Annotated in this window: 2 protein-coding genes; both read left to right on the top strand. The window is 50.3% G+C overall.

The features are described from left to right. The coding region (locus tag P8O70_06225; GenBank protein ID MDG2196471.1) for a hypothetical protein at nucleotides 1–198 on the top strand (198 nt) is incomplete at its 5' end. A 102-nt stretch (nucleotides 199–300) separates the two neighbouring features. Next, the gene (locus P8O70_06220) at nucleotides 301–1,389 is read left to right on the top strand and encodes an Ldh family oxidoreductase (GenBank protein MDG2196470.1); all 1,089 of its coding nucleotides are present in this window, start codon (nucleotides 301–303) and stop codon (nucleotides 1,387–1,389) included. The last annotated feature ends 337 nt before the right edge of the window (nucleotides 1,390–1,726 follow it).

Here is a 1,726-nt window from a genome sequence, read left to right as displayed (position 1 = left end):
AATCGAACTCTACGTCAACTCCCGATGGGTGTAGCCAGCCTGAGGATCATCCTTACTACTCCACGGGGCTGTATCCTGTCATGGTTGCTGCTGAACGAACCGCTCAACTCTCCCCTGCTATTGGGTGGTTCTCTGGTTGTTCTTGGAGCACTGATTCCCCAGATTAGAGGGTTCCGTTCAAGAAGGCTTGCTGTATAATCTGCAGTTCACACTTGGTCAAAGCATTCTTGTTCCAAGATCGTATTTCCGCGAGTCCTGAATTTTTGGGACGTTGATTACAATACAGAAAGGAATTCAGTCATGCTGGTTCAGCAGACGATTTTGGAAGACTGGCTATCCCAACTCTTCACCGTGGCTGGGTGTCCTGGAGAAGAAGCTCGCTTGATCGCAATTCACCTAGTGGACGCTGATGCTTCTGGGCATCCAAGCCATGGAATTGTTCGAGTACCCCGGTACATGGACTATATCAAGCAGCAGAAAGTGCGACCAGTCTGCGCTTATACAACGTTGATGTCTTCTGGTTCTTTGCGCCTCTTTGATGGGCAATACAGCTTTGGTCAGGTGCTTGGGCATCACGTGGTTCACGAAGCCTGTGAGATCGTTCAATCAGAAGGGCTTGCGCTGATTGGACTGCGCCACGCAGGTCATTTGGGCCGTATTGGTGGTTGGGCCGAACTGCTGGCAGATCAAGGGCTGATTTCCCTGCACTTCGTCAATGTTGCAGGCTCACGAATCGTTGCTCCCTTCGGAGGACGTGAGGCTCAATTATCAACTGCCCCGATTGCGATTGGTGTTCCGCGATTTCTGGATTCTGGAGAGTCAGATCATTTCATTCTTGATTTCGCGACAAGCCGTGTTGCCGAGGGCAAGATCCTAGTCAGCTTAAAGACAGGAACACCTCTCCCACCGGATGCAATGGTTGATGAAACAGGAACTGACTCCGACCATCCAGTAACGATCTACGGTGAAACTGTGACTTTTGGGGTGCCCAACCCAAGGGGAGGGACAGGAGCCATTCAGACATTTGGAGAACACAAAGGGTCGGGGCTTGGCCTTGCCTGCGAGTTGTTGGCAGGAGCGCTGACTGGTTCCAGCACCAATGCGCATGAGAGGCCTTTCTGCAATGGGATGCTCTCGATTGTTTTCGATCCTGCAAAGTTTGATCAAGGCAACGGAATGCGACAAGAGATTGAAGATTTTGTCACTTCAATCAGAAATTCAGCACCACGCCACCAGGATCAGCCTGTGCTTATGCCTGGTGACCCAGAGCGTACAAAGCGCAGGACTGCTCGGATGAATGGCATTGAACTCGGACAGTCAATTTGCGATCAGTTGATCGAGATTTCAACAGAACTCGGTGTGGTCATTCCCAATCCCATGAGTGGCTGAGTTTAAGATGAATGTTCCTTCAGTAAAGATAATCCCTGCTCCTCCCAGCGCAAAGGTCAAGAGATGAGCAAAATGATAATCGTTGGCAAGGCCTTCCTTTGCGGAGTACTGGCACATGGGAGAAATCAGGGTCTGATTGTGTATCGTGAAGCTTTTCAGGGCCAATGGTTCGGCCAGAGGCTCCATGAGTTTTCCAGAATGAAAAAGATATTTGGATATAATGCTCATGGGGTGGTGGGAGACTTGGGAGGAGTCCGCTTGTTGGCGATATAATCGGCAATGTAGGCACGTAATCGTCGGAGGGCTTTATGCAACTGCCACTTTTCACGCAGAGTAG

It is taken from the genome of SAR324 cluster bacterium, assembly GCA_029245725.1.
Classification (GTDB): domain Bacteria; phylum SAR324; class SAR324; order SAR324; family NAC60-12; genus JCVI-SCAAA005.
This window is presented reverse-complemented; position numbering and strand designations above follow the sequence as displayed.

Excerpts from the sequence above, each read along its gene's own strand:
- P8O70_06220 (MDG2196470.1), top strand. The coding sequence starts at position 301 with ATGCTGGTTCAGCAGACGATTTTGGAAGACTGGCTATCCCAACTCTTC.